Origin of the sequence: Rhodococcus globerulus NBRC 14531, from assembly GCF_001894805.1 — a bacterium.
Taxonomy (GTDB): domain Bacteria; phylum Actinomycetota; class Actinomycetes; order Mycobacteriales; family Mycobacteriaceae; genus Rhodococcus_F; species Rhodococcus_F globerula.
Genome location: NZ_BCWX01000001.1, coordinates 123,346 through 148,234, shown reverse-complemented (window position 1 = coordinate 148,234; position 24,889 = coordinate 123,346). Strand labels below are relative to the sequence as shown.

Below are 24,889 nucleotides of genomic sequence, written 5' to 3'. Positions count from 1 at the left end.
GCGCATGGAGAGCAAATGCCCGAAGAGCCCAAAGCCGTCGTCGTCGAGGGCATCACCAAGTCATTCGGCGACGTCGAAGCACTCCGTGGAATCTCCTTCGAAGTCGAACGAGGCAGCATCCTCGGGATACTGGGCCCCAACGGCGCAGGCAAGACCACAACCGTCGACGTCCTGTCCACACTGCTCACCCCGGATTCCGGACGCGCCACTGTCGCCGGCTTCGACGTCGTGGCAGATGCCGCTCAGGTGCGCGGGTTGATCATGATGACCGGCCAATACGCAGCCATCGACCCCACTCTCACCGGCCGCGAGAACCTGATGTTCTTCGGCAGGATGATGGGGCTCGGTCGCCGCACCGCAAAACTACGTGCGGACGATCTACTCGAGCGATTCGAGCTGACCGAAGCCGGCGTGCGCACGGTCGACGGCTACTCGGGTGGCATGCGCCGACGACTCGACATCGCCTGCGGACTTGTCGTAGAACCCTTGGTGGTCTTTCTCGACGAGCCCACCACAGGCCTCGATCCGCGCAGCCGACAAGGTCTGTGGTCGCTCATCGGCTCACTCAAAGATCTTGGGATCACCACTCTCCTCACCACCCAATATCTCGAAGAAGCCGACGTTCTCAGCGACAACATCATCGTGATCGACAAGGGACGCGTCATTGCCGAAGGCACCTCGGACAGCCTCAAAGCCGAGATCGGTGATCGCTATTGCGAAATCGTGCCGGTCGATCCGGGCGCGATACCCGCCATCATCGAACTGCTGGGAGATCTACTTCCCCCGTCTTACGAGTTCGATCCGTCGACGGCTGCCGGCACGCTGTCCATTCCTGCCGAGTCCGGAGTCGACCTGATGGCCGAAGTCATCGCTCGCACTCGTCATGCCGGTATACGACTCACCGACATCGGATTGCGAAAGCCGTCACTCGACGATGTGTTCATGACGCTCACCGATCACGAAAACAGCAGCCGTGGTTGACCGCTCCGAACTGCGAGTTCCCGAAACCGAATTCGTCGCCCGCACTCCCATCCGGCCGGCGTTTCTCCCCCAATGGCTCACCCTGACCGAGCGATCACTGCGATCGATGGTGGCGGAAGGCGAATTCGTCTCGGCTGTCGTCGCGCCTTTGGTGTTCGCACTGGGTTTCTACCTGCCGCTGCGGATCGTGATGGAGGACCGCGGTCTCGACTACGCCCAGTTCCTCATGCCGATCATTGTTCTGCAGGCAATGACGTTCACCGCGCTCTCAGCGGCACAACGCTCGGCGATGGACTCAGTTCGAGGTATGAGTAAGCGACTGCAGACCATGCCGGTCGGACCTCTTACCCCCCTGGCTGCACGAATGAGCGTCGCTCTGGTGCGCTCGGCAGTCTCGCTTTCCGCCTCGATCGTCTACGGCTACGTACTCGGCTTCCGATTTGTCGGTCCAAGCGCAAATATCCTGTACTTCTGCGCGTTTGCCTTGGTGTTCAGCCTCGTTCTCTCGCTCGGCGCCGACGCCATCGGATTGCTCTCGAAAAGTCCGGAGGCATCCGGGCAGGCGTTGGTTCTGCCACAGATGATCCTCGGAATGCTGTCCACCGGCTTTGTTCCCGAATCCGGTTTTCCCGAATGGGCCCGACCATTCGCTCGCAACCAGCCGATCTCGCACTTCTCTGCTGCCATGCGTGACATGGCAACCGGAACACTCACCTGGCCGACTCTGGCGCCCGCGTTGCTGTGGGCCGCAGGGTTGGCTGCCGTATTCGTTCCGTTGGCACTATGGGCAGGGGCACGTCGATCATGACCGATTCCACAGCGACGGAAGCATCCACCCCACCGGCACCGCCGTCGAACACCGCGGCGACGCCCTTCGGTTTTCGCCCGCGTGATCAAGCCCATCACGAGACCTCACTGCGCGCGTTGTCGGTCCAGAGCGGACAACAGTGCAAGCGAATCCTGATCAAGTGGTCACGCGATCCGGTCACCTTGGCGCAGTCGCTGTTGTATCCCGCGCTCATGGTGTTGATGTTCCGACTCGTACTGGGCGAATCGATCTCCGAACGAACCGGAGTGAGCAGCTCGTACGGAATGGTCCCGATGGTTGCGTTGGTGGGAGCCATGGCCGGTGCCTCCGTCAGCGGAATCGGCCTGCGCCGCGAGCTGGCAGGCGGAATGCTCCACAAGTTCTGGACGATGCCGGTGCATCGGTCGTCGGCACTGCTCGGGCGTCTGTGCGCCGAGGTCGTGCGGATCCTCGTCACCACCGTGCTGATCTTCGTCGTCGGAACGTTCATCGGCTTCCGCATCGAGACCGGGATACCCGGTCTGCTCGGAATGCTGGGCGTCGCGGTGCTCTTCGGTATCTCGTTCTCGATCATGGTCACCGCGATCACGCTGCTGACGAACAAGTCGACCATCACCGAATGGATCGCGATCACGACCAATCTGCTGATGTTCTTCAACTCGGGATTCGTTCCGGTGGACGCCTACCCGACGTGGCTCCAGCCCGTCGTGGAGTACCAGCCACTCAGCTGCGCAGTCGATGCCATCCGTGGCCTCGCGCTGAACGGCGAGATCGCCCGCCCGATGTTCCTGACCTGTGCGTGGTCCGTCGGTATCCTCGCGGTGTTTCTGCGTCCTGCCGTCATCGGTTACCGCAAAGCGTCCCGCAAGTAGTTCAGAGGTAGTACACGCGGTGGCGCACACTTCCGACAATCCGCCCCCACAGATTCCCGGCATGGAAGAGCCAACGGCCGGTGGGTACCCGCGAGATGAACTGTGGCAGTAGCGGGTTACGCAGGATCAGATAGGCAACGGTGTCTGCCAGTGCGAGCTGACTGCGCCTGGGCATCCCGTAACCGCGGTACTCGGCGTACAACCGAACATCGCCCTCACCGCACATCACCGATTGCTGCCAGATCCCGGCCAACGTGTCGCGCTGCCGATAGGCAATCTGCGCGTCGGGGGAATGACCGAAGGACATGCCCGCCAACTGGATCCGCAGGCACATGTCGCTGTCTTCGCCGCCTCTGGTGAAGGTTTCATCCCAGCCGCCGACCTCTTCGAAGGCTTCTCGCCAGATCCCGAAGCTTCCACTGAGGCCAACCGGCAGGAAACGGTACAACGAATAACCCTCGTGACGATCCGGCATCTGCCGCCAGGACTGCACCAATTCACTGTTGATGGACTCGATCTCGGCGGTGCCGGTTACCGCGTCATGTTCGGCCGCTACCCTGACCAACTCCGACAGCCAGTTCGAATGCACCCGGTCGTCGCCGTCGCAGAACGCCAGAAACTGTGCAGAGGTGCTACGCGCGCCGACATTGCGGGCGTGCGCGGCGCCAGGGCGATCCGAGGCGTCAACCCGCCGCAGTGCCAACTCCTCGGTTCTCGGATACCCGGTGAGATACTCGGCAAGCCCGTCGGTGGAACCGTTGTCGGCAACGATCACCTCGAAGGAACCCGAGTAATCCTGTGCCGCCAACGCATCGAGTTGAACGTCGATCATCGCGCGTCCGTTGCGGACCGGAATGATCACGGCCACCGACTCGGGTTTCTTCGGTGCACTCACGAGCGAGATCTCGACAGAACTGCCGCACGGCGCAACACAGCGCCGGGGACCTTTCCTCGTTCACCGCGAGCGGCGCCCCAGAATCCGCGCACAGTCAGATACGTACGGGCCATTCTCTCGGTACCGAACAGCATTGCCCGTCCACGGCTGAGAACGTCCTTGGCCACAGAAACCATGCACCACAGCGGTTCCGTTCGCCAGTACCGCGCGTACATGATCGCGCGGTTTCGCGCGATGTAGTAGTGCCGGAACGGCGCATCCTCCGTGAACGTAAACCCGCCACGTCCCGAACCGAGCACCAAGCGCAGTGGTCGTGGTGGAACCCAGGTGGTCGGCGACCCGAAGCCGTGCTCGATGTCGGTGCCCGGCGTGATCAAGGAATGGACGCCCTTGGCGCGCGCCCGCAAATAGAACTCGGTCTCGACACAATCGATGAACAGTTCTTCTTCGAACAGTCCGACGTGCTCGAGCACTTCCCGGGGCAACAGCATGCCGGACTGGATGGGCTCGAAGGCCAGCGTCAGTCCCCCTTCCGCATGCCAGAACGGAGCCACCTCGCCGTTGATCGTGCTGGTAGCCAGTATCGTTCGATCCAGACCGAGAGACCGAGCCAACTCGAGATGCTCGGACATGCGACGCAGATATCCGTCCGAAAGAACGGTGTCCTGATCCAGCGTCAACACGTGGTCGGCGCCACCGGCCAAAGCCCGCTCGATGCCACGATTGAGGGCGTGCGCAATCCCACGATTGGTGCCCAACTCGATCACTTCGTAGCCCGCTGCGCGGCACTGCCCGAGAACACCGGACACGTCCTTTGTGGACCCGTCGTCCACGACGACAACAACATCGACTTGCTCACGCACAGCCCTGCACGTATCGAGCAAACCTTCCGCCGGATTGAAACTGCTGACCACAGCCGCTGTTGTCATGACCTCTCGTTCCCCAGATTACTCGCGCCTTGCCGGCCGGACACAGCTGCGTCCACCACTGCCGCCGTGCGAATGACAAACGGCTGCCGCAGAATTGACTGATGATCACCGGGAACACTCTCGATGTGCAGGTCGTCCGGCGCGAGGACTGCCCATAGCTTCGACTCGGCGGCCACGTCTCTGTCCCCGATGTCACCCGGTTCGGATGCGGTGATCACCTGAACGCGGCCCACGTGCCGACTCGGCTCGTATTTCGCCAGCATGCGCCGGCTCAGCTCGTAGTAGACGATCCATTGCGCCGACGCTCGCAGTCGGAACAAGCCTGCAGTCGCGACCAACGAATTCATCAACACCTTGCTCCACAGTCGAGCAAACACGTTCTGCGGCACGTACTCCTGCGGTGTCTCACGCTGCGGCAGTTCGGCCGCAGTGCGGGACTTCGCTCTCTTGCTGATCGGCAGGCGCGCGCTACCGAGTGCTCCCACCTTCGCTGCCACGTCGCCGTCGAGCACCGCATCCAGCAGCACAACTATTTCGACGTGCTCGCCCGCGCGCTCGAGTAACGACGCAATTTCGAGAGCGACAAATCCACCGAATGAGTATCCCCCCAGCCGATACGGACCGTGTGGTTGAACCGTCCGAATCGAACGCAGGGCTCGGGCGGCAGCGGCAGCAATCGTCCGATCCGCGCGACCGCGGTGCTCGAGTCCGTGAGATTGGATTCCGTATACCGGTACGCCACTGCGCATTTCCCGCACGAGATGAGCAAAGACCGCAGCGGGTGCTCCACCACCGGCAATGAGGAAGAGAGCCGGCTCGCTGCCGTCGGTTCGCAGCGGCACCAACGAGGAATCCGAAACCGGCGAACGGCGACGGCCTGCGGAATCGACCAGTTTTGCCAAACCCTCGATGGTCGGCGCCTGCGAGAACTCAGCCGACGAGATCTGAATGTAGAACTGTTCAGCCACTTCGCCGAGCATCTTTGCCGCAGCAAGCGAATCACCACCGAGCGCCGTGAAATCCTCGTCTCGTCCAACCGCTTCGATACCGAGAATCGGTTGCCAGATGAACGAGAGGAGCGTCTCGGTGGGGCCGCGCAATGGGACCGGTTCGCCGCGCACCGGAACGGGAGGAAGGCCGGCGCGATCCACCTTTCCCCGTTCGTTGCGAGGCAAAGCCGCCAGAATAACGATATCGCGTGGCACCATCCACGCCGGGATTCGCTGCCCAAGCGCGCTGCGCACCTCGGCGGCAGACGGCGTCCACTCCGATCCGCCGACTGCCACATAGCCGATCAGAATCGGTTGTGGCACAGTCTTGTCCGCGACAACGACCGCGTCGGACACCCATTCGAGGGAGCGCAACGCCGCTTCCACTTCGGCAGGTTCGACGAGGTAGCCACGGATCTTCACCGCGTCGTCGCTGCGACCGGACAGATGCAGATCACCGTGTTCGTCGAAGCGTCCGAGATCTCCCATCCGGTAGCGCGTCGAACCGTCGGCCTGCACCGCAAATTTCGACACCCCAGACTGGTCTTCGCCGTAGTATCCGTTAGCCAAATACCTTGATACAACGTAAATTTCGCCAATACACCCGACCTCGACGGGGTTCTGATCCGCATCGAGAATCAGAACGTCCTTGTTGGCCGCAGGACGGCCGACCGGGACCACACCGCCTGGAAGCTCTCGATCACTCGGGTACGGATTGAACGCGAGGTGCCCGGTCTCGGAAGATCCGGACCAGCTGCAGTACAACGCATCCGGCCGTAAGTGTGGCCGCAGAGCTGACACGTCAGAGCTGTGAATCGACTCGCCGCACGTTGTCAGAACCCGTAGCGAGGAAAGCGCCGGAGTGTCTCCGGAGGTGAGCTCCGGTAGCCAGGATCTCAGGAACGACGGAGTGCAATGTGCGGTGCTGACGCCGCACTCGGACAACCACTCGGCCAGCCCGGTTGTCGACTCGGTGCGTGGATCCCAGTAGTACAGGCCGGCGCCGTTGAGTAGCGACATCACGATCACGTCCAGTCCGGCACCGAAACTCATCGGCAACAGCATTCCGACGCGATCACCCGGTCCGATCTCGAGTGCTTCCTTCGCTTCGAAGGCCTGGTTTATCCAATTCTCGTGACTGTGCAGAACGCCCTTCGGCTGCCCCGTCGAACCGGACGTGAACACGATAATCGCTGTGTCCTGCGCATTCGGCTCGGGCAGTGTGACGTGCGAAGCCTGCGGGAGTTCGGTCAGCATCGGCACGTCGACGCGCAGTGCGCCGGTCAGCGAGAGGATATGTGTGCGTCGTTGCTCGGGCAGTAGAGGATCGAGCATGATCAGCGGGTGTCCGGAAGCGATGACCGCTAGCGCAGCGACAACAGATTCCGCGCCGGCGCCGGGCTCGAGCGCTATCGCACGCGATGTGTCCGGTTCACAATCGACCAACGCGCGTGCCCATGCTGTCGAGAGCGCGTGCGCCTGCGCAAACGTGAACTCACGATCACGGGTACGCACAGCAACCGCCTCGGGGGTATCGCCACAGACGGCGTTCCATCTGGCAGTCATCGTCTCGGCATGCACCAGGCAAGGCTAACCTACTGAAATTTTCACAGCATTTTCGCAGTTCATGTCGGCGGCCCAGCGAGTAGCGTCGAACGAGTGAGTACTCGCCTCGGATACCAAATGCCCAATTTCAGCTACGGTGGCCCGGTCAAGGACCTCTTCCCCACCGTCATCGCGCAAGCTCGTGAAGCCGAAGCCGCCGGCTTCGACACCGCGTTCGTGATGGATCACTTCTACCAACTGCCCGGCATCGGAGACCCCGATGCGCCCATGCTCGAAGCGTATTCAGCGCTCTCCGGGCTGGCGACAGCCACCGATACCATTCAGCTGTCCGCCCTCGTTACCGGCAATACGTACCGAAACCCGCCGATGCTCGCCAAGACCGTCACCACACTCGATGTAGTGAGTGGTGGTCGCGCCATCCTCGGTATCGGAGCGGGTTGGTTCGAACTCGAACACGATTCTTTCGGCTACGAGTTCGGCACCTTCACCGAACGGTTCCAGAAACTCGACGAGGCTCTGCAGATCATCGAACCGATGCTCCGCGGCAAACGCCCCACCTTCGACGGCACCTGGTACCACGTCAAGGAAGCCATCAATGAACCCCGCGTCCGCGACGACCTGCCGATTCTGCTCGGTGGCGGCGGCGAGAAAAAGACGTTTGCCCTCGCCGCGCGCTTCGCCGACCACCTCAACATCATCTGCGACCCGTCCGAACTGCCGCGCAAGATGGATGCCATTGCGGCCCGATGCGATGAAGAAGGACGCGACCGCACCACACTCGAAACCAGCTTCCTCACGTTCATGATGATCGACGAGGACGGCGACAAGGCTCGCGCGCATCAGCGAACATTCCTTGCCGAGCGCGGGCTCGACATCACCACGGCGCCGGACGACGTGGTCGCCAAGGCCACCGAGCGTCACTTCGTCGGCAACCCCGACGACGTCGCCGAACAGGTTCAGACGCGCATCCTCGACCACGGGATCGACGGCGTTGTCATCAACCTCATCACCAACGGCAACGAGCCAGGAATCGTCGACCTGGCCGGGCGGACACTCGGCCCGCTGGTCGGTAAGTAGTAGTTTCCTACTCGCACTTCACGATCGGAACCGGATCGTATTTCACGGTGCGAGTATTCGAGGAAACCTGCGCGCCGGTGGCGTGATCGGTGATCACGCGGGTATCACTCGCCGTGAAGCCGGGCGCGCCACTGGACGCGATACATCCGTCGCCCTTGGGGAGGACCACGGTATTAGGCGATGTGGGAGACGTACGCGGACCGGTGATCGACTCCACGTCGACGGTCTTCGTTCCCCAGATCTTCACTGTCACATTCGATGACGTCGTGATCGTCTGGATCATCACACCGGTCTTCGACGGGTTGCGGAACTGCAGGTCGATCGCGCCGTCGAAGATCGTGGCCTCACGGGCCTCCGGGTACCGCGAGATGTAATAACTGTGCTCGGTGTGCGCGACGTCTTCCATCCCCGCGAAGTACGTTGCGTTGTAGAGCGTCGTCGCCAGCTGGCTGATGCCGCCGCCGACGGCTTTGTCCGGTCGACCGTTGTTGATGATTCCCGATTCCACATACCCCTGGGCAGCGCCCCGAGGTCCGGTGTACTCGTTGAACGAGAACGTTTCTCCCGGTTTGACTATCGCACCATCGAGCACCGACGCCGCCAACGCGATGTTCACACCGGACGCGTACTCGAAGCCGCCGGTGGTGAACTCACCGATCACTTCCTTGATGCCGAGAGCCTCGGCTCCCTCGGTGGTGAGTGCCGGTGGAACCGGCGCATACACCGCCGGAGTTGCCCGAGAACCCGTGCTGGTGAGCAGAACCGGCAGATCCTTCACGGTTTCCGGCCAGTTGATCAGGTCGCCGACCACACCCGGAACCACAGTCGGTGCGCCGCCGGCCAACGTGATCGACGCGTCCTTGGGCTGAACCTCCGTCGACACCAATTGCGGTGCCAAGATCTTCACTGCAGCTTCTGTGTTGTACTGCGGCGCCAATCCGCCCGAACCGTCGGGAGCAAACGTCAGAATCTCACCGATCTGGTCGACGCCGACGGTTGCTTCCTTGCCGTCGCGGCCGTTGACTACAACCTCACCGGACACAGCGGGCTGCGCAACGTCCTGCAACGCACGATCGACACCGGCCTGCGTCACCGTCACGGGGGTGTCTTCCACAGGCAGGTCGACAACGTCGCCCGAGGACCACTCGTCACTGAATGTTGCTGCCGCACCGGGCAGATCGAGGGCGCGGCCAACCACCGGCGACACACCAGACGCTTCACCACCGGAAATGACAACAGCACCTTCGACCGGCGCGCGATCACTGGTGGCCGCGACAACCGTCATCGACGCGTCCAATGCCGCCTGATCTACCGTCGACACCACCGGCACCTCACGCGAGCTGAAGAACGAGGTGATCCGGGTGATCGGATTGAGCGGTTGCTCATTCACGCCCGCCAACGTCGCCGACCAGTCCACATCGATACCGGCTGACGCGGGAATGATCGTGGATTCCACATCGTCCGCCCTCACCGTGACGGGTTCGACGAGCTTCGGAGCCAACTCCGCGCGCAGGACTGTCTCCGCGTCGGCCGGCGAGCGGTTACCGATGTCGATCCCGGCGACCTGAGTTCCCCGAGGCGTGTTTCCGGACGACGTGAACACGTCCACTCCGTATGCAAGAACTGCGACCGCAAAAATGCCGCCGACAATCAGAGCGGGCTTGACCCACTTCTTCGACGCGGGCGACTGATCAACTGCCACAGGCTCGGGCGCGACTGCCGGAAGAACCGGTTCGAACTGTTGGGTCGGCTCCGCTGCGCCGGCCGGAACCCCTGTATCGGTTGGAACAGTCGGCGGAACAGCCGGGCCAGTCGGAATCTCGGAGTTAGCTGGAACTACCGGAATGACGGTCGTGATCTCGTTGGCCGATTCATCCGGAGCCGACTCGCCCCGGGCTTGCTCCTCTGGAACCGACTGATCCTGAGGTGCTTGATCCGAAGCTGGTTGATCCGAAGCTGGTTGATCCGGCGCTGTTTGGTCGGGCGTTGATCCTTCCGAATCCGACGCGGAGCGCTCGGGAGTGTCGGAATCCGACGCGGAGCGCTCGGGAGTGTCGGAGCCGTCCACACCGTTGTTTTTCTCCGGGGGTGAACCGTCTGCGTCACTCACTCGTTTGACTCCTCGCTGCATCGACCGGGGCTGCGGCGCGTACCCAGCACTACTCAACAGGGTATCTGGACATACAAGAGCCCCGCGTTGCTGCCAGGTCGGGGGTCAGGCAGCAGCACGGGGCTGTCTTGAATATCGGTAGCTATCCGTCAGCGTTACAAGGCCACAGAAATTTGTCCGAAAAAGAAAAGGAGATCCGGTCACCCCTCGCGACCGGATCTCCTTCTTCACCACCCCAGACCGGCTGTTACCGCAGGTGAGCGCAGCAATTGCCAGTCACGGGACTACCGCTCGATGATTGCGGTGACGCCCTGTCCGCCCGCTGCACAAATCGAGATAAGACCGCGCCCTGAACCCTTCTCCGCAAGCATTTTTGCGAGAGTCGCCACAATGCGTCCGCCAGTCGCAGCAAACGGGTGTCCGGCGGCCAAAGACGAACCGTTGACGTTGAGTTTGCTGCGATCGATCGAGCCCAATGCGCCGTCGAGGCCCAGGCGTTCCTTGCAGTACTCGTCGGACTCGAAAGCCTGCAGGGTCGCGAGAACAACAGAGGCAAATGCCTCGTGGATTTCGTAGTAGTCGAAGTCCTGCAAGGTGAGTCCGTTGCGGGCCAACAGTCGCGGGATCGCGTACGTCGGCGCCATCAGCAGGCCGTCCTTGCCGTGGACGTAATCGACGGCTGCTGTCTCCGAGTCGACGAGATGTGCGAGGACGGGGAGGTTGCGCTCGGCTGCCCACTCGTCGGTCGAGAGGAGCACAGCCGACGCGCCGTCGGTGAGCGGCGTGGAGTTGCCTGCCGTCATGGTGGCGTCGCCGAGCTTGGTGCCGAATACGGGCTTGAGCGTCGACAGCTTCTCGACGGTCGAACCGGGACGGAGGTTGTCGTCGCGGGTCAGGCCCAGGAACGGGGTGACGAGGTCGTCGAAGAATCCGCGGTCGTATGCGGCTGCCATGTTCTTGTGGCTGGCGGCGGCCAGTTCGTCCTGGTCCTCGCGCTTTACGCCGAATTCCTTGGCGGTGATGGCAGCGTGGTCGCCCATCGACTTTCCGGTGCGCGGCTCGCCGTTACGCGGGATCTCGAGACCGAGCATGCCGGCGCGTACGTTGCCGAGAAGCTTGATGCGGTCGCCCGTCGACTTCGCGCGGTTGAGGGACAGCAGGAACTCACGAGCCTGATCGTTGACGCCGATCGGGGCGTCGGACGTGGTGTCGGTACCGCCGCCGATGCCTGAGTCGATACGCCCGGCCGAGATGGCGTCGCCGACTGCGACGATTGACTGCAGGCCGGTGCCACAGGCCTGCTGAAGGTCGTACGCGGGTGTGTACGGGCTCAACGCACTCCCGAGAACCGACTCACGGATGAGATTGAAATCACGGCTGTGCTTGAGGACCGCGCCGCCGACGACCATGCCGAGTTGCTCACCCTGCAGGTTGAAACGGCTCACCAGTCCGTCGAGCGTGGCGGTGAACATGTCCTGATTGGACGCCTGCGCGTAGGCCTTGTCCGAACGGGCGAAAGGAATGCGATTGCCACCGACGATGGCAACGCGGCGGCGCTGACCTGCAGGCTTTGCGGCCGGCGTCGTTTTGGCTGCGGATTGTGCGTTCGAACGGGCTTTGCTGGTCACTTGCGTCTCCAAGGATGGTGCGATTACCTGTTGAAGACTATTCTTACTCAGTAGTAAGTTACTTGTCTATCGCCACATCCGATTCGGATACACGGCGCAAGGCACACCGAAACACGACAGAAGGTAGGACCGTGGCAGCCAGCAAGGGAGCTCCCGACCTCTATTCACAGTTCCTCTCGTCCGGCCCCGGCGCGTTCATCGCGTCGAAGGCAGGCCTGCCAAGGCCCGAGAACCTGCGCCGCTACAAAGCCGGGGAACCGCCGTTGGCCGGACCGGTCCTCATCGGCGGTAAAGGCCGACTCGTAGAACCTCTGCGCGTCTTGCTCTCCGATTACCCCGCCGCGCAGGCCCACGACACCACCTTCGGCGCGCTGGTATTCGACGCCACCGGCATCACACAGGTCACCGAACTCGAGCAGCTGTTCGAGTTCTTCCAGCCCGTGATCCGCAATCTCGCATCATGCGCTCGCGTTGTTGTACTGGGCACGACGCCCGAAGAGACGTCGAGCGTCGACGAGCATGTCGCGCAGCGAGCTCTCGAAGGCTTCACCCGCAGCGTCGGCAAGGAGATCAAGCGCGGCTCCACCGCGCAGCTCGTCTACGTCTCCCCCAAGGCATCCACCGGCCTTTCGGGCGTCGAATCGACTCTGCGCTTTCTGCTTTCGGCCAAGTCCGCATTTGTCGACGGCCAGGTCATCGTCGTCGGAGATGAAGATTCCGTTGCGCCGGCCAACTGGGACAAGCCGCTCGACGGCAAGGTAGCCGTTGTCACCGGCGCGGCCCGCGGCATCGGCGCCACCATCGCCGAGGTCCTCGCCCGCGACGGCGCGCACGTGATCTGCGCCGACATCCCCGCTGCGGGAGAAGCACTTTCGGCCACCGCCAACAAGGTCGGCGGAACCTCCCTCGCACTCGACGTCACGGCAGACGACGCAGCCGAGGTCCTCGCGGCGCATCTGCTGGAGCGTCACGGCGGCGCCGACATCATCGTCCACAACGCCGGAATCACCCGCGACAAAACCCTCGCCAACATGGACGAAGGCCGCTGGAACATGGTTATCGGCGTCAATCTTCTTGCACCGCAGAAGATCACCGAGCACCTTGTCGCGAAGGGGGCACTCAAGGAAGGCGGACGCGTCGTCGACGTGTCCTCCATCGCCGGTATCGCCGGCAACCGCGGCCAGACCAACTACGGAACCTCCAAGGCCGGCGTCATCGGCCTCGTCCACGCCGAAGCTCCGGTCCTGGCACAGAAGAACATCACCATCAACGCGGTGGCACCCGGCTTCATCGAAACTGCCATGACCGCAGCTATCCCCTTCGCGACCCGCGAAGCCGGCCGCCGCATGAGCTCCCTGCTGCAGGGCGGCGAAACCGTCGACGTCGCCGAGACGGTCGCCTACTTCGCCAGCCCGGCATCCAATGCCGTTACGGGACAGGTTGTTCGCGTGTGCGGCCAGAGCCTCCTGGGAGCATGATGGCAGCCAAGACCGTCGCACTCACCGAGCAACCCAAAACCCTCGATATCTACTCCCGCGCAGTGCTCGGGTTGATGCCGTGGAACAAGTCGGACTCGCGCTCGGTGCCGCAGCAGAGAATCACCCTCACCGGATTGAAGGTCGACACCGACAATCTGGCCGCGTACTGCCGAGTCACGGGTCTGAGATTCGGCGATTCACTGCCGATCACCTACCCATTCACCTTGGCATTCCCGACGGTGATGAAACTGATGGTGTCGAAGGAATTCCCCTTCCCCGCAGTCGGTTCCGTGCACGCCGAGAACGTCATCGAATCACTGCGCCCCATCTCCGTGAGCGAACCGCTTGATCTCTCGGTGCACGCCGAGAACCTGCGCGAGCATCGCAAGGGTCTGCTGATCGACGTGATCACCGAAATTCGGGTGGGGCGGGAACTGGTGTGGCGTCAGACGTCGTCGTTCCTCAATCAGCAGAAGACCTCACTGTCCGGCGAAGCCCGACCGGAACCGAAGGCCGACGAGGTTCCGCCGATGCCGATGACCACCATCCGCGTCGACCAGACCACGATCAGCAAGTACGCATCCGTTTCCGGGGACCGCAACCCCATCCACGTCTCGTCCCTGGGCGCCAAGGCTTTCGGATTCCCGAAAACCATCGCTCACGGAATGTGGAGCGCCGCAGCACTGCTGCGAACCGTCGAAGGCGATGTGGCCGACACGGTCACGTACAGCGTGCGATTCGGTAAGCCGATTCTGCTGCCTGCAACACTGAACGCGTACGCCGATCGCGTCGGCGAAGGTTGGGATCTGGCGCTACTGCACCCGAAGAAGGGCTACCCGCACGTCACAGCGACGCTGCGCTGAGCCTGGTTTTCACCCGCCCCATTTGAGCGAACGTACCTTTCGGCGCATCCAAGGCGCTGAAAGGTACGTTCGCTCGATGTGGCTGGGGACTATTCCGACTTCTTCTTGCCCGACAATCCGCGCCACGCCAAGGACTCGAGAAGATCGGCTGCCTCGTCCACTTCGATTTCTCCGCCGGCAACGCGGTCGGCCACGGCCTCACCGGCACCGACCAAGGCGATTGCGATGATCCCGAAGTCGTGAGACGCATCCGGATCCTTGGTGCTGGACTCGAGCAGATGCGCTGTCAGTTCGATCAACCGGTCGCGACTTGTCTGCACGGTGCCCGCAAAAGCCTGCTGCCCGACGGCCTGACGGTAGAGCACCATCCACGATTTTCGGTTGGCCCCCACAAATCCGAGGAAACCTTCGAGAGCGGCACGCAATTGCTCACGTGGCGACAGATCAGGTGCGCCTGCAGGAGCCAAGGCTTCGACAAAACGCAGACCTTCACGATGAATGCACGCGGCAAACAGTTCTTCCTTGGAGCCGTAGTACAGGTACAGCATCGGCTTGGAAATCTCTGCTTTTGCCGCAATGGCGTCCATCGAGGTTTCGTGAAAACCTCTGTCGGAGAACACGTCCACGGCCGCGTCGAGCATCTGCTGCTCGCGTACCGCGCGTGGCAGTCTCTTCGTGCCACCGGCCATGTATCCTCCAACCACAGGGTAAGTATCTATCTTACTCTACGGTAAGATCCGGCGTCGAATCGCACTTCGACTCAGCAGGTGAGAGCACCCTTCGCCTGTGCGACCGTCACTACAGCCTGGTCCACGCGGGTCTGGGGCAAAGCACCGGACGCAACGGCACCTTCGAGCTGATCGAGCACCCGCGGTACGTCATCGGTTGTGAGCCACAAAGCCTGGTCCACGCCTGCCACCAGTGCAGCCTGCACCGCGTCGGCAATATCGTAGCGGTCGGTAATCGCCTGCATACCGCTGAGGTCGTCGGTGAAGATCGGCCCCGTGAACGGCGCTGCGCCGTAACCTACTCCGTCGCGAAGCAGCGACACCGCGGCCGGACTGATACTTGCCGGGACACCCGGTTCTGTCAGGCCAGGAACCTCGAGGTGACCGATCATGACGCCGACACCGGTATTCACCAACTCCCGGAAGGGAACAAGATCCGAGTTCATCAGGTCTTCCAGAGGAGGCGTCGTCACCGCCCCGGTGTGCGAGTCTCCGGATGCGCTCCCGTGTCCGGGGAAATGTTTGATCACCGGGAAGATTCCGGCGTCGCGCATTCCCTGGGCATAGGCGCCGGCGTAGGCGATCACTGTTGCAGGATCATCCGAGTACGAGCGGTCACCGATTACCGAATTATCAGGCTGCGAGCTGACATCGACGTCCGGTGCGTAATTGACCGTGATGCCGAGGTCCTTCAGACCCCGGCCCCGCTCGAGCGCCATCTGGTACGTCTGTTCCACTGTCATCGTCTCGGCAGTCTCACGCGCCGACGGATCGGGCCCGAGAATGTCCTCGACGCGGGACACCCGGCCACCTTCCTCGTCGATTGTCACCATCAACGGAATCTTCGACGCCGAAGCCACTTGCGGTACTTCACGATTGGTCAGCATCGACTGATCGGTCCAGCTGCCGACGAAGATGCCACCGATCTGCTCGCTCGCCACAATGGCCAATGCGTCGTCGGTACCGGTCACGCCGACGTTGAGGAGCTGGGCAAGTTTCTGCCTGGTGGACAACGACGCCAGGAGATCGCTGCCGCAGACGGTAGGTGCGGGGAGGGCGGTGGACGTCTCCGATGTTGTCGTGATGTCGGACGTGACACTCGCCGCAGCTGACGTCGATGGCGCTGCCACGTCCCCTCCGTCGCCCGAGCATCCCGCCACCAATCCGCCACACAGGGCAAGAGTGGTTGCCGTTTTCACAAACTTGATCCGCATTCCTACGACGGTATCGGACTCCGTACCCATACACTCCCCTCACCGGCACGGCAGGAAGGTAACCTGGACGTGAACCGATTCCCCGCTGACGAGGAGGTCGTGATGCCACAAGGACTGATGCTCATCGCGTACGACGGTTCCGAGAACGCCCGACGTGCCGTCGAGTACGCAGGACGTTTCCTGTCCGCCAATCGCGCGATTCTTGTCACCGCCTGGGAGCCGATGGTTCGCCAAGCCGCCCGGATGTCCGGGCTCTCCGGTGTCATGCAGCCCGAGTGGATTCCCGACGACGATGTCGAGGACATCGCGTACACCGATGCCAAGGCAACTCTCGCGGAAGGCGTCGCATTGGCCGAGGCCGCCGGTTTGACCGTCGAAGGCCGTAGTGCCGAATGCCGGTCGGCCATCTGGTCCGCAATCGTGGAGACTGCTGACGAATTGGACGTCGACATCATCGTCACCGGCACTCGCGGCACAACCGGTTTGCGTTCGTTGTTGCAGAGCAGCGTGGCGGATCATGTTCTGCGTCACAGTCATCGGCCGGTGTTGATCGTCCCTCCTGGCAAGTGAGCGTCGGTCCCAGGCGACTAGTGTTCTAGTCACCATGGACGGTTTTGTTCTCTCTCGGCCTGATCACAGCGTGCTCACCCGCGGCGTACGACGCAGTTTCGACGACGCGGGCGCGGCGACGCATGCATTGTCGGAAGGTTCGGCGACTCTGATCGTCGGTGCTCTCCCCTTCGACCCGTCTGGAGCGACGGCGTTGTACGAACCGGCCGAAGTAACCGTTACCGGCAGCGCGTGGCGTTCGGACACTTCAGTGGACTTGCCGCACACGCATGCAGTGCGAGAAATTCCGTCACCGGCAGATCACCTTCGACGAGTGGAGAAACTGGTCACCCGTCTGCGTGACGGCGACCTGGGCAAGGTGGTCTCGGCTCGGACCGTCGAACTTCGCGCCGAATCTCCCATCTCACCAACAGCACTCGCGGCTCGGATGGCTACGCTCAATCCCGCGGCAAATACATTTGCCGTCGACCTCAGCGCTGCCGGAACCGATTTCGTCGGCCACTCTCTGGTCGGCGCGACACCCGAGGTTCTTGTGAGCCGACGCGGAAATGTCGTGACCTGCCGTCCGCTCGCGGGATCCGCGCGTCGGACAGCTGAAACCGAGGCGGATCGGGTTGCCGGCGACAGCCTTCTGAGTTCGACGAAGAATCTTGCCGAGCATGCCTTTGTCACCGACTGGATTCGGGACGTCCTCGGCCCGCTGTGCAGTGAGTTGTCGATCCCGTCGACGCCAGAATTGACCAGTACCCATGAGGTCTGGCACCTGGCCAGCCCGATCCGCGGCATTCTGCGTGACCCCACCACTGCCCTCGAGTTGGCAATCGCGCTCCATCCGACACCCGCACTGTGCGGAACACCCACCAGCGCGGCATTGAACGTCATCCGCGAGACCGAGGAGCCGCGACGCTTTTACGGCGGCGCAGTGGGGTGGTGCGACAACGCCGGCGACGGCGACTGGGTGGTCGCGATCCGATGCGCCGAAATCAGCGCCGACGGTCGAACTGCCTGGGCAAGCGCAGGGGGCGGGATCGTTGCAGATTCGGACCCACAGGACGAATTGGACGAGACAACCACCAAATTGCGGACATTGCTCACGGCGCTGGGCGTCTCGGACACAAACTAATCAGTCCGCTGCGGGGCCAATCGTCCGAATTCTCGGCAGCGAGTGATACCTTGACGCGAACAGTTCGTACGGACCGGTAAGTCCCGGCCGACCGACACGACCTATTGGGAGATCCACGATGACGAAGTTCCTTGTCCCCGGTGTGGCCAGCGCTGTCGTCGGCGTCGTTCTGGGCGCTGCTGCAATCTTCGGTGCCACGGCTGTAGCTGCGGACAACACTCGTCCCGACATCGACCGCAGCGGAAATGCCGATTCTTCCGTCCTGAACCAGGTTGAGTACGGCAGCCGCTGAGAGCGCAGGCCTCGCGAGTTCCCGTTCTTCCGCCGAAGGCACCATTGTGCCTTCGGCAGAGCCTCTGTCGAAGCGGTGGCTGTTCGGCGCCTCCGTTGTAGCGTTTCTTCTCACCTTTTTCCAGTCGCCAGGGCTGATCACCGCCGACACCAAGTACGACCTGACGCAGAATCCGTTCGGCTTCCTCGAACGTGCTTCGCATCAGTGGAGTAGTCAGGCCCCGCTTGGCCAGGTGCAAAATCAGGCCTACGGTTACTTTTTCCCGCACGGGCCGTTTTTTGCGTTGGGCGAACTCGCCCACATCCCGCCGTGGATCACGCAGCGCATCTGGTGGGCGCTGCTGCTGATTGCCGGGTTCTGGGGCATCGTCCGCGTCGCCGAGGCGCTGGGTGTCGGTAGCCGCAGTTCTCGTGTCCTCGCCGCAGTTGCGTTTGCGCTCTCTCCGCGCGTTCTGACAACTCTCGGCTCGATTTCCTCGGAAACCCTGCCGATGATGTTGGCGCCGTGGGTGCTGTTGCCGGTGATTTGGGCGTTCCACCCTGTGCGCCTTTCCGGTAGCCCGGACTACCACAAACGCGCACAGTGGAAATTGGCCGCCCAGTCCGGCCTCGCCGTTGCGCTCATGGGTTCGATCAATGCCATCGCTACCGCCGCGGCCTGCCTCGTCGCCGTCATCTGGTGGCTCTCGCACAAACCCAACCGGGCGTGGCTGACCTTCACCGCGTGGTGGGCCCTGTTTGTTGCGCTGGGCACGCTGTGGTGGATCGTCCCGCTCCTGCTGCTCGGCAAGGTCAGCCCACCGTTCCTCGACTACATCGAATCGGCCGGCGTCACGACGCAATGGGCGTCACTCGCGGAGATCCTGCGCGGCACGGACAGTTGGACGCCCTTCGTCTCACCCGAACGCATCGCAGGCGCGGTCCTCGTAACCCAACCGGCGGCCGTTGTCGCCACCGGACTGGTTGCCGCCGCCGGACTCGCCGGACTCTGCATGCGGTCGATGCCCGCCCGCGGACGCCTGACGCTCATCTTGTTTGTCGGCATCACCGGTTTGGCTGCGGGATACGTCGGCGAACTCAGCTCCCCGATCTCCGATCAAGTGCGCCTGTTCCTGGACTCCGCGGGCGCACCGCTGCGCAACGTCCACAAACTCGAACCACTCGTGCGTCTGCCGTTGGTTCTCGGCCTCGCGCATCTCCTGGCAAAAGTTCCCTTGCCCGGTTCGGTTCCGATGCCGCGGTGGCGACGCGCCTTCGCTCATCCCGAGCGCGAACCGATGGTGGCGTTGACGTCCCTGATCCTGGTGGCTCTCACCCTCTCGACCGCCTTGGCGTGGACCGGCAAACTCGCACCGCGCGGCGCGTACCCCGAGGTGCCGTCGTACTGGACCGAAGCCGCGCAGTGGCTCGAGGACAACACCGCACCCGGCTCCGAAGCCGAGCGCGCCCTTGTCATCCCGGGAGCACCGTTCGGCAGCCAGGTGTGGGGACTGACCCGAGACGAGCCGCTGCAAGCACTGGCCACCACACCGTGGGCCGTGCGAGACTCCGTCCCGCTGACACCGCCCGGCGCCATCCGCGCCCTCGATTCGGTACAGCGCCTGATCGCGGACGGTCGCCCCTCCGACGGTCTCGCGCAGACTCTGCTCGGCCAGGGCATTCACTACCTCGTGATGCGCAACGACCTCGACGGCGACACCTCACGCTCAGCCCGCCCGCTCCTCGTTCACCAAGCCGTCGACGGTTCCCCCGGCATCACGAAGGTCGCCGAGTTCGGTGAGAACGTCCACCCGGAGCCCATCGACGGGCTGGTGGCCGACAGCGACCTGCGACCCGACTACTCACCGATCGAGATCTTCGCGGTCACGCCGCCTGACGGAAGCACTGCGCTCAGCGGCCCGTACTCGGTGGATCTCGATCAGGTTCCCGTGGTTCAGGGCGGACCGGAAGCCGTTCTCCGCCTTCATGAAAGTGGAACACTTCCCGGCACCGGTCCCGTCGTTTTTGCCGCCGACGCCGCGGCGGCCGGACTACCGGTCGATGCGCTCACCGTCACCGACACACCGCGTGACCGTGAAACCGATTTCGGACAGGTCGACAATCACAGTTCGGCTCTGCGGACACCGGACAGCGAGCGACGCACGTACAACCTGGTTCCCGACTACCCCGTCACCGATACGCCGCTGGTGCAAGGCCGTTGGAACGGCGCCGAGATCACAGTCTCCAGTAGCGCCTCCGACGCCACCCAGCTTGGCGGGACCTCGCCGTCGAGTAGCCCTGCCGCAACGGTGGACGGCGATCCGGGCACCGGATGGTTCAGCAACGGAATCGAGCGCGCGTTGGGGCAGTGGCTGCAGATCGACTTCGACACTCCCATCTCGAGCGGTCTACTGCATCTGACCACCAGTGCAGCTGCGATCGGCGCTCCGGTCAAGTGGCTCGAGATATCCACTCCCAACGGAACCAAGGCTGTCAAGGTCGACCGGCCGGGTGAACCCGTCGCGGTATCGATTCCGGGCGGCACCACACCTTGGGTGCGAGTAACAGCGACGCACACCGAAAATGGCTCGGCGGGAACACAGTTCGGCATCAGCGAACTGTCGGTGGAGGACTTCTCCGACCGCAGTGCGCCCACATTCGTGCCCATCACGTTCGACACCGTGCTGCCAGCGGTTCCCAACGACGCGTCGGTGACGTCCTGGAATCTGACGCAGGAGTTCCCGGGCCGAGATTCCTGCGCCGACAGCGCCGATCGAGTGCGCTGCAGCAACGCCTTCATGGCGATTGCCGAGGAGCCGAGTCGATTCCAGCGCACTCTGAGTGTCCCGGAAAATACTTCTGTCACAGCCGAACTGACGGTTCGGGCCCGACAGGGCAGCGAGCTGGACTCACTTCTCACCGTCCCCGGCCGCATCACCGCATCAGGCTCGAGCGACATCGGCGACACCCGTGGTTCAGCCTTTGCCGCCACCGACGGCGACGCGCGGACAACGTGGTCGGCACCGCAGAGCACCACCGAGCCGGGTGGCCCGAAACCGACTCTCACGCTGACTCTTCCGGAACCGACACTGGTGACAGCACTGGATATCACCCCCAGCGTCGGAATCCTGCCGTCACCGCCCACCAGTGTTGCCGTCAACCTCGGGAACGGGCCTCAGGTTCGCGAGTTGCCGGAGGGCGACACGCGAGTGCCCCTGTCCCCCTTTGTCACCGACACGATCGTCCTGAGCATCACCGATTGGGATCCCGTTCTCGATCAGAACGCGCTCGGCTTCGCTCAGGTACAGCCCACCGGGTTTGCGGAAGTCGGCGTGATCGGTGCGGACGGCACAGTCGTCGCCGATTCCGGCGTACAGACCGACAACAGGCTCGATAACCGTCAGATCACGGTCCCGTGCGGTATCGGTCCCACGATCACCATTGCCGGGCAACAGTTCCCGACGTCGATCGAGACCACGGCGCATGAGCTCCGTACCAGCGCTCCCATCGTGGTGAGCGTGTGCGGCCCCACCGGAACGGCACTGTTACCAGCGGGTCAGCCGGAGGTCTCGGTCGAGCCGGGAGCGGCGTTCTCCGTCGACAACCTGGATCTCACGACAGTTGGCTCCGATCCCCTCCCACTACAGAGCCAGAGCGCTCTCACCTCGACAGCATGGACAGAAAACCATCGCGAACTTGCCGTCACCGCATCGGCGACCGATCAGTTGATCGTGAACCCCGAAAGCACCAGCATCGGCTGGATCGCTACCGCGCCCGACGGTTCCGAGCTGACTCCGGTAGTGGTGAACGGTTGGCAGCAAGGCTGGATAGTGCCCGCAGGCACGTCCGGAACGATTACCCTCGATTTCCCCAGCGACCGCTGGTACCGCCTGGGCATCTTCGGCGGCCTGATGCTGCTGATCCCTCTGTTCCTCGCTGCCCTGATTCCGGTGCGGCGTGTACCGAAGCCCAACGTGCCGCCGCGCCCGTGGCACAGCGTCGTAGCGGGGTGGCTGGGTGTGGCTGTGGCTGCCACCGTGATCGGCGGCGTCGTGGGAACCGGGATCTTCGTGGCGTGCTCACTCGTCGCGCTGGCGCTCGTGCGAGCAGTCGGCCCGGATCGCACAGCCCGAATTCTGGTCGGCACCGCCGGCGTGGCAGCAATTGCCGGAATCACGCTTCTTTCCACAGGACCATGGCGAGCACCCGGCGGATACGTGGGCGATTCGTTCCTGATTCAGTTCGTGATGTTGCTGGCGTTGGTGGTCACGGGGTTGGCGGCGTTGCCATTTGCGGGTTCACCGATGTGGCGACGGTTCTCCCAGCGCTTGACTGCCAAACGAGCAGGTTCCTCCACCAAGGCGTAGCTGGCCGACGCGACAGCCACACTCAGAACAAGCGTCAAGGCAAGTACGTAGAAGAAGCTGCCGGAGAACGGCGCGATGCCGAACACCGGGAACACCGCATTGAGCACCGCCAGATGCCAGATGAAGATTCCGTACGACCAACGACCGATCGCCAAGGCAAACGGACTTGCCAGGAATCGGTGCTGCGCCTCGTCCCGCAGAACCAACGGTGCGATCAACGAAAAGCTGATGATTGCTCCGAGCGCGATCTTGACGGCGAACTGCCAAGGTTCGGGACGTACCAGACCTTCCGGGCCGGCGAGGTCGGTGCACGAGAGAACAAACGCCACCAACGCCACACCGGTCAGCAGAAGCCGGCGGTGCGCCAGACGGTGAACCCACGTCGAATCTCCGACGGCGAGTTCGGCCAACACCATGCCGACCCCGAACCACGGCAGGTATCCCGGCAACCAATTGTCGTGGTGGATGAAATCCGGCGCGGGAATCGGCAGGAACGCCCAACTGAGAGCAATCAGCGAGACAACGGTGAGAAGTGGGATCCGGAACCGGGCACTGCTCCCGCGCAGGCGTACCAGGAGAACCGCGAACAACGGCAGCAACAGATAGAACATCACCTCGACCGACAGGCTCCACATCTGAGTGAGCCCCTCGGTGAGGGTGAGCGGAACAAAGACCTGCACCAGGCCGAGGTTCGCCAGCCACACCTGATAGCCACCGCCTGCACCTGGCAGGAACAGGAGAATCAGCGTCACTGCCACCCAGTACGCGGGAAGAATGCGCGTCGCTCGGGAAATCCAGTACCGCACGGTGGCCTGTGGCCGACCGATTCCGCGGGCAGCGGCCGCATGCGGACGCCACAACAGAAACCCGGACAGCGCAAAGAACACTGCAACGGCCAGGTCGAGCCGCCCGAAAGCCCGACCGATCGCGCCCGACTGAGCCTCGCCCGTCTGGAACGCGACGTGGGTCACCAGAACCCCGAGCGCTGCCAAACCTCGCATACCGTCCAAGGCCGGAACGAAGCCACGGGCCTGCGGCGGGACGGCTGCGGAAGAATTCACGGGACTCATCATCACGGATAAGTGTGCACCGGGGCACGTTCGCCTTAAACCATCCGGACGCCCTGTAAAAAAATGCGAGGCCAAATCGCCACCTCATGCGACAAACCGGGCCGCTGGACTGTTAGTGTTCTGCCACACATGGGTTCTACTGTGACCCCATACGGCCAGCACAACTCATATTGTGCAGGTTGCACCACGTCTAAACTACTAACGGGTAGGAGTCCCAGCATGGCGGAACGCTCAGGGTCGAGCCGGATACTTCCTTGCATTCTGGTAGGTCTCGGCGCCTTCCTCTTGGCCATCGCTGTTCTCATTCCCACCTACATGGTCGGCAAGTTGGAGAAGACGCCGCTCGACCTCGAGGTCACCACGATCGCCACGGGCAACGGCAGCGTCCTCAACTCTGCCGCGCTACTTGCCGGCAAAGCTCAGGTCGACAAGAACGTCCCGATCGTTGCTCAGCGCTACGTCACGACGCAGGAACCGTCCAACGCCGACGACATCACCGTCCAGGCCGGCCAGACTGTCATCCGCACCGACAAGCAGGGCGAGAGCGGCCTGCTGACGGCAACCGTCGACACCGTCACCCTGGACCGCGTCAGCTCGATGCCGACCAACGATCCGGTCGGAACGATCCAGACGTCAGCTGATCAGCCGGCGGAAGAAGTTTCCCGCGAGGGTCTGCAGTACAAGTTCCCGTTCAACACGGAGCAGCAGACCTACCCCTACTTCGATCTCAACGCTCGCGCGAACTACGACATCAACTTCGTCGAAGAGACCGAGATCAACGGCATGAAGGTCTACCACTTCAACCAGACCATCGAGCCCGTCGACCTGTCCAAGGTCGTCAACTCCCCCACGAACAAGCTCACCTTGCCTGCCGACACCTGGGGCGTTCCCGGCGGCTCCACCCCCGTCACGATGACACGCTGGTACACCAACGTCCGTGACCTGTGGGTCGAGCCCAAGACCGGTGTTGTCATCAAGGGCCAGGAGCAGCTGCACCAGTACTACGGCCGCAACAAGAACTCCGTCGACGTCGACGTCCTCAACGTCACGCTGCCGTTCGACGAAGAGACCATCGAGTACCAGATCCAACAGGCGCAGGACGGCATGGACACGCTCAACCTTGTCGGCCGCACCGTTCCGATCGTCGCCGGCGTCCTCGGCGTGATCGCTCTGATCGCCGGCATCTTCCTCGGTGTGCGCGGCGGTAAGGGCGGAACCCCGGCGCCTGCACACGGCGGCGGTGGCCAGTCTCCGAGCGGAGCAGGTACCCCCGCTCCCGGCGAACACGACTGGACCAACGACGACACCCAGGTGATCCCGCGCCCGGATCTGCGCAAGGAATAGCACGTCG

The 24,889-nt window shown here is 63.0% G+C and carries 18 protein-coding genes and 1 pseudogene; 11 read left to right on the top strand and 8 right to left on the bottom strand.

What is annotated here, in order from left to right; genetic code table 11:
• Positions 1-15 precede the first annotated feature (15 nt).
• Genes RG2_RS00695 through RG2_RS00685 form a run of 3 tightly spaced genes read left to right on the top strand, consistent with a single transcriptional unit; the run spans position 16 to position 2,661 of the window.
• Positions 16-981 (top strand): daunorubicin resistance protein DrrA family ABC transporter ATP-binding protein, encoded by a 966-nt coding sequence (locus RG2_RS00695; protein ID WP_033231690.1) that lies wholly within the window; start codon positions 16-18, stop codon positions 979-981.
• Positions 974-1,789 (top strand): ABC transporter permease, encoded by an 816-nt coding sequence (locus RG2_RS00690; protein ID WP_371851287.1) that lies wholly within the window; start codon positions 974-976, stop codon positions 1,787-1,789. Before RG2_RS00695 ends, RG2_RS00690 begins: the two co-directional genes overlap by 8 nt.
• Complete coding sequence (locus RG2_RS00685; protein ID WP_033231844.1) at positions 1,786-2,661, top strand: ABC transporter permease; 876 nt, start codon at positions 1,786-1,788, stop codon at positions 2,659-2,661. The genes RG2_RS00690 and RG2_RS00685 overlap by 4 nt, the downstream gene beginning before the upstream one ends.
• Before the next feature lies 1 nt (position 2,662).
• Here the strand turns inward: RG2_RS00685 and RG2_RS32135 are convergent, their stop codons facing one another.
• The 3 genes from RG2_RS32135 to RG2_RS00670 are packed head-to-tail and all read right to left on the bottom strand — an operon-like array spanning position 2,663 to position 7,040.
• Positions 2,663-3,556 (bottom strand): glycosyltransferase family 2 protein, encoded by an 894-nt coding sequence (locus RG2_RS32135; protein WP_033231692.1) that lies wholly within the window; start codon positions 3,554-3,556, stop codon positions 2,663-2,665.
• Complete coding sequence (locus RG2_RS32130; protein WP_033231693.1) at positions 3,553-4,485, bottom strand: glycosyltransferase; 933 nt, start codon at positions 4,483-4,485, stop codon at positions 3,553-3,555. Before RG2_RS32130 ends, RG2_RS32135 begins: the two co-directional genes overlap by 4 nt.
• Complete coding sequence (locus RG2_RS00670) at positions 4,482-7,040, bottom strand: AMP-binding protein (protein ID WP_072782368.1); 2,559 nt, start codon at positions 7,038-7,040, stop codon at positions 4,482-4,484. The genes RG2_RS32130 and RG2_RS00670 overlap by 4 nt, the downstream gene beginning before the upstream one ends.
• Positions 7,041-7,133: 93 nt before the next feature.
• On the opposite strand from RG2_RS00670, the gene RG2_RS00665 reads away from it, so the two are divergent.
• Positions 7,134-8,117 carry an LLM class F420-dependent oxidoreductase gene (locus RG2_RS00665; protein WP_033231695.1) on the top strand — a complete coding sequence of 328 codons (984 nt, stop codon included), beginning with the start codon at positions 7,134-7,136 and terminating at the stop codon, positions 8,115-8,117.
• A 7-nt stretch (positions 8,118-8,124) separates the two neighbouring features.
• On the opposite strand, the gene RG2_RS00660 is transcribed toward RG2_RS00665, so the two are convergent.
• Both RG2_RS00660 and RG2_RS00655 read right to left on the bottom strand, forming a co-directional pair.
• Positions 8,125-10,227, bottom strand: a complete 2,103-nt coding sequence (locus tag RG2_RS00660) for a VanW family protein (RefSeq protein ID WP_051730281.1) — start codon at positions 10,225-10,227, stop codon at positions 8,125-8,127.
• 284 nt (positions 10,228-10,511) lie between these two features.
• Positions 10,512-11,855 (bottom strand): acetyl-CoA C-acetyltransferase, encoded by a 1,344-nt coding sequence (locus RG2_RS00655; protein ID WP_033231696.1) that lies wholly within the window; start codon positions 11,853-11,855, stop codon positions 10,512-10,514.
• Positions 11,856-11,986: 131 nt separating this feature from the next.
• On the opposite strand from RG2_RS00655, the gene RG2_RS00650 reads away from it, so the two are divergent.
• Both RG2_RS00650 and RG2_RS00645 read left to right on the top strand, forming a co-directional pair.
• Positions 11,987-13,333, top strand: coding sequence for a 3-oxoacyl-ACP reductase (locus RG2_RS00650; protein WP_033231697.1), 1,347 nt, complete (start codon positions 11,987-11,989; stop codon positions 13,331-13,333).
• Complete coding sequence (locus RG2_RS00645; RefSeq protein WP_033231698.1) at positions 13,333-14,196, top strand: MaoC/PaaZ C-terminal domain-containing protein; 864 nt, start codon at positions 13,333-13,335, stop codon at positions 14,194-14,196. Before RG2_RS00650 ends, RG2_RS00645 begins: the two co-directional genes overlap by 1 nt.
• A gap of 89 nt (positions 14,197-14,285) precedes the next feature.
• On the opposite strand, the gene RG2_RS00640 is transcribed toward RG2_RS00645, so the two are convergent.
• Entirely contained in the window at positions 14,286-14,885 is a 600-nt protein-coding gene (locus RG2_RS00640) for a TetR/AcrR family transcriptional regulator (RefSeq protein WP_033231699.1), read from the bottom strand.
• 71 nt (positions 14,886-14,956) lie between these two features.
• Complete coding sequence (locus RG2_RS00635; RefSeq protein WP_033231846.1) at positions 14,957-16,138, bottom strand: glycoside hydrolase family 3 N-terminal domain-containing protein; 1,182 nt, start codon at positions 16,136-16,138, stop codon at positions 14,957-14,959.
• A gap of 102 nt (positions 16,139-16,240) precedes the next feature.
• On the opposite strand from RG2_RS00635, the gene RG2_RS00630 reads away from it, so the two are divergent.
• The 4 genes from RG2_RS00630 to RG2_RS32595 all read left to right on the top strand — a co-directional run bounded on the left by RG2_RS00630 (position 16,241) and on the right by RG2_RS32595 (position 22,468).
• On the top strand, positions 16,241-16,708 hold the full coding sequence (locus RG2_RS00630; protein ID WP_033231847.1) for a universal stress protein: 468 nt from the start codon (positions 16,241-16,243) through the stop codon (positions 16,706-16,708).
• 34 nt (positions 16,709-16,742) lie between these two features.
• A complete protein-coding gene (locus RG2_RS00625) occupies positions 16,743-17,831 on the top strand; it encodes an isochorismate synthase (protein WP_033231700.1) in 1,089 nt (362 codons plus the stop codon).
• A gap of 118 nt (positions 17,832-17,949) precedes the next feature.
• A complete protein-coding gene (locus RG2_RS00620; protein ID WP_072782243.1) occupies positions 17,950-18,123 on the top strand; it encodes a DUF2613 domain-containing protein in 174 nt (57 codons plus the stop codon).
• 46 nt (positions 18,124-18,169) lie between these two features.
• Positions 18,170-22,468, top strand: a complete 4,299-nt coding sequence (locus RG2_RS32595) for an alpha-(1->3)-arabinofuranosyltransferase (protein ID WP_033231701.1) — start codon at positions 18,170-18,172, stop codon at positions 22,466-22,468.
• A 23-nt stretch (positions 22,469-22,491) separates the two neighbouring features.
• Here the strand turns inward: RG2_RS32595 and RG2_RS00610 are convergent.
• A pseudogene (locus RG2_RS00610) lies at positions 22,492-23,538 on the bottom strand (acyltransferase family protein); the annotation flags it as partial.
• A 219-nt stretch (positions 23,539-23,757) separates the two neighbouring features.
• Here RG2_RS00610 and pgfA point away from each other — a divergent pair.
• Positions 23,758-24,882, top strand: a complete 1,125-nt coding sequence (pgfA, locus tag RG2_RS00605) for a cell envelope lipid trafficking protein PgfA (protein WP_033231703.1) — start codon at positions 23,758-23,760, stop codon at positions 24,880-24,882.
• Positions 24,883-24,889 lie beyond the last annotated feature (7 nt).

Bases quoted from the DNA above. Each gene is read 5' to 3' on its own strand.
- RG2_RS00695 (WP_033231690.1), top strand. From the start codon at position 16: ATGCCCGAAGAGCCCAAAGCCGTCGTCGTCGAGGGCATCACCAAGTCA.
- RG2_RS00685 (WP_033231844.1), top strand. From the start codon at position 1,786: ATGACCGATTCCACAGCGACGGAAGCATCCACCCCACCGGCACCGCCG.
- RG2_RS32130 (WP_033231693.1), bottom strand. From the start codon at position 4,485: ATGACAACAGCGGCTGTGGTCAGCAGTTTCAATCCGGCGGAAGGTTTG.
- RG2_RS00670 (WP_072782368.1), bottom strand. From the start codon at position 7,040: ATGACTGCCAGATGGAACGCCGTCTGTGGCGATACCCCCGAGGCGGTT.
- RG2_RS00645 (WP_033231698.1), top strand. From the start codon at position 13,333: ATGGCAGCCAAGACCGTCGCACTCACCGAGCAACCCAAAACCCTCGAT.
- RG2_RS00640 (WP_033231699.1), bottom strand. From the start codon at position 14,885: ATGGCCGGTGGCACGAAGAGACTGCCACGCGCGGTACGCGAGCAGCAG.
- RG2_RS00635 (WP_033231846.1), bottom strand. From the start codon at position 16,138: ATGCGGATCAAGTTTGTGAAAACGGCAACCACTCTTGCCCTGTGTGGC.
- RG2_RS00630 (WP_033231847.1), top strand. From the start codon at position 16,241: ATGCCACAAGGACTGATGCTCATCGCGTACGACGGTTCCGAGAACGCC.
- RG2_RS00625 (WP_033231700.1), top strand. From the start codon at position 16,743: ATGGACGGTTTTGTTCTCTCTCGGCCTGATCACAGCGTGCTCACCCGC.
- RG2_RS00620 (WP_072782243.1), top strand. From the start codon at position 17,950: ATGACGAAGTTCCTTGTCCCCGGTGTGGCCAGCGCTGTCGTCGGCGTC.
- pgfA (WP_033231703.1), top strand. From the start codon at position 23,758: ATGGCGGAACGCTCAGGGTCGAGCCGGATACTTCCTTGCATTCTGGTA.